This is a genomic window from Pseudomonas sp. SDO5522_S412 (genome assembly GCF_054071215.1).
The window spans coordinates 1-2,834 of record NZ_JBSVWQ010000390.1 but is presented as its reverse complement, the minus strand read 5'-3'; the positions used below and the strand labels follow the sequence as shown (position 1 = coordinate 2,834).

The following is a 2,834-nucleotide window of genomic DNA, read 5'->3' as shown; positions in this document are numbered from 1 at the left end:
TGTCATTCAACACTTCAGGTGACTGAACCACCGCGTTCGCGAGCAAGCCCGCTCCCACATGGGATCTGCGGTGTGCTTTGACGAATGAGTTCCACCCGGCAATTGAATGCCGAACAACACAACAATAAAAAGATCCGAGGTGTTGCATGTCCCAGCTAGAAACGCAGACTCCTGCCGCGCCCGCCATGGTGCGGCTGCCCCTCTTGCAACTGATTCTGGTAGGCCTGCAACACGTCTTGCTGATGTACGGTGGCGCCGTCGCCGTGCCTTTGATCATCGGCCAGGCCGCGGGCCTGAGCCGTGAAGAAATCGCCTTCCTGATCAACGCCGACCTGCTGGTGGCGGGCATCGCAACCATGGTCCAGTCCTTCGGTATCGGCCCGGTAGGCATTCGTATGCCGGTGATGATGGGCGCCAGTTTCGCCGCTGTCGGCAGCATGGTGGCCATGGCCGGCATGCCCGGCATCGGCCTGCAGGGGATCTTCGGTGCGACCATCGCCGCCGGTTTTTTCGGCATGGTGATCGCGCCGTTCATGTCCAAGGTAGTGCGCTTCTTTCCACCGCTGGTGACCGGTACCGTGATCACCGCCATTGGTCTTTCGCTGTTTCCCGTCGCGGTCAATTGGGCCGGCGGTGGCGCAGCGGCGTCCACGTTTGGCTCACCGATTTACCTGGCGATTGCCGCGCTGGTGCTGGCCACCATCCTGCTGATCAACCGTTTCATGCGCGGCTTCTGGGTGAATATCTCGGTGCTGATCGGCATGGCCCTCGGCTACGGGCTGTGCGGGATGATCGGCATGGTCGACCTCAGCGGCCTGGCGCGCGCCCCGTGGGTGCAAGTGGTGACGCCACTGCATTTCGGCATGCCCAAGTTCGAGTTGGCGCCGATCCTGTCGATGTGCCTGGTGGTGGTGATCATCTTCGTCGAGTCCACCGGGATGTTCCTCGCCCTGGGCAAGATCACCGGCCAGGAAGTCACGCCGAAAATGCTCCGCCGTGGCCTGTTGTGTGACGCCGGCGCATCGTTTTTTGCCGGGTTCTTCAACACCTTCACCCACTCCTCGTTCGCGCAGAACATCGGCCTGGTGCAGATGACCGGCGTGCGCTGCCGTTCGGTGACGATCGTGGCCGGCGCGTTCCTGATTGTGCTGAGCCTGCTGCCCAAGGCCGCCTTTTTGGTAGCGTCGATTCCACCCGCAGTGCTGGGCGGCGCGGCGATTGCCATGTTCGGCATGGTGGCAGCCACCGGGATCAAGATCCTCCAGGAAGCCGACATTGCCGACCGCCGTAACCAATTGCTGGTGGCGGTGAGTATCGGCATGGGATTGATCCCGGTGGTACGTCCCGAATTCTTTGCACAGCTGCCGCTATGGATGAGCCCGATCACTCACAGCGGCATCGCCATGGCCACGATCAGCGCGCTGTCGCTGAACCTGTTATTCAACATCCTGGGTGGCGCCGAACGTGCTGCCCCAAGCGCTCACGCACACCCACATTGATTCCTGCGTCACAACAAAAACAATAACGATCAGGGAACACACCATGTACGCCATTCACCCGGGGCCGGCCACGCGCCGTGCCCCATTCTCGCCCCGCGCGCTCTTTAACGGCGCACTTGAGCACAGGCCTGGGAGTCAGTATTCTCGGCGCCCGCTCAAATCGACTCAAAAAAAAACAGCGAATGTAAAAGCTGACTGCAAGGCCAACTTATCCCGGCCCCACGTCCGCAGCCAACGTGTGCAAAAACTCTCCGAATTCGACTGTGTTCATCACAGCCGACGGGGATTTTTTGGCTTTTTAAACACCTTGGCGCAGCTCTTGCTAAAAGCATCAAAGCTGACCGAACAGACGATTTTTGCGGCAAGCCAAAAGACGCCACACCAGAGCGTCCGCTTAGAAAAAAAACCAGAAACCTTTACCTCGGGAGCAACCGAATGAAACGTACCGTGAACAGCCTGATGCTGGCAGGATCCCTGCTGGCCGGGGGCCAGGCCATGGCCGGTGATCTGCTGCAGTGGCAGAACAACAGCCTGACTTATCTGTGGGGCAAGAACTTCACTGTTAACCCGCAGATCCAGCAAACCGTGACCTTCGAACACGCCGATGCGTGGAAGTACGGCGACAACTTCTTCTTCCTCGACCGCATCTTTTACAACGGCAAGGAAGACGGCAATGTCGGCCCGAGTACTTACTACGGTGAGTTCAGCCCACGCTTGTCGTTCGGCAAGATTTTCGACAAGGACTTGTCGTTCGGTCCGATCAAGGACGTGTTGCTGGCGTTCACTTACGAGTTCGGCGAAGGCGACAACGAGTCGTACTTGCTCGGCCCGGGCTTCGACCTGGCAATCCCTGGTTTCGACTACTTCCAGCTGAACTTCTACCAGCGCCAGACCGAAGGCAATCGCCCGGGTGACGGCGTATGGCAGATCACACCGGTGTGGTCGTACACGATCCCGGTGGGCAACTCCAATGTGCTGATCGACGGCTTCATGGACTGGGTGGTGGATAACGACAAGAACGCCCGCGGCACTTACCACGCCAACCTGCACTTCAACCCGCAGATCAAATATGACCTGGGCAAGGCGTTGCATTGGGGCGAGAAGCAGTTGTATGTCGGTATCGAATACGACTACTGGAAGAACAAGTACGGGATCCAGGACAGCGGCGCGTTCGAGACCAACCAGGACACTGCGAGCCTGTTGGTGAAGTACCACTTCTAACCACACCGCCTATCCCCTGTGGAATCGGGTTTATGTGGGAGCGGGCTTGCTCGCGAATACGGTGGGTCAGTCAATACCTCTGGCGACTGACACACCGCGTTCGCGATCAAGCCA

The 2,834-nt window shown here is 59.0% G+C and carries 3 protein-coding genes; all 3 read left to right on the top strand.

All coding sequences use genetic code 11. The annotated features are described in order from the left end of the window. Positions 1–146 precede the first annotated feature (146 nt). Genes ACW9I6_RS31885 through ACW9I6_RS31875 form a run of 3 tightly spaced genes read left to right on the top strand, consistent with a single transcriptional unit; the run spans position 147 to position 2,720 of the window. Positions 147–1,499 carry a nucleobase:cation symporter-2 family protein gene (locus tag ACW9I6_RS31885; protein ID WP_087694784.1) on the top strand — a complete coding sequence of 451 codons (1,353 nt, stop codon included), beginning with the start codon at positions 147–149 and terminating at the stop codon, positions 1,497–1,499. A gap of 43 nt (positions 1,500–1,542) precedes the next feature. Continuing rightward, positions 1,543–1,938 (top strand): hypothetical protein, encoded by a 396-nt coding sequence (locus tag ACW9I6_RS31880; protein WP_134326009.1) that lies wholly within the window; start codon positions 1,543–1,545, stop codon positions 1,936–1,938. After that, positions 1,935–2,720: an outer membrane protein OmpK gene (locus tag ACW9I6_RS31875; RefSeq protein WP_003209104.1), complete on the top strand. Its 786-nt coding sequence runs from the start codon at positions 1,935–1,937 to the stop codon at positions 2,718–2,720. The genes ACW9I6_RS31880 and ACW9I6_RS31875 overlap by 4 nt, the downstream gene beginning before the upstream one ends. Positions 2,721–2,834: the final 114 nt, after the last annotated feature.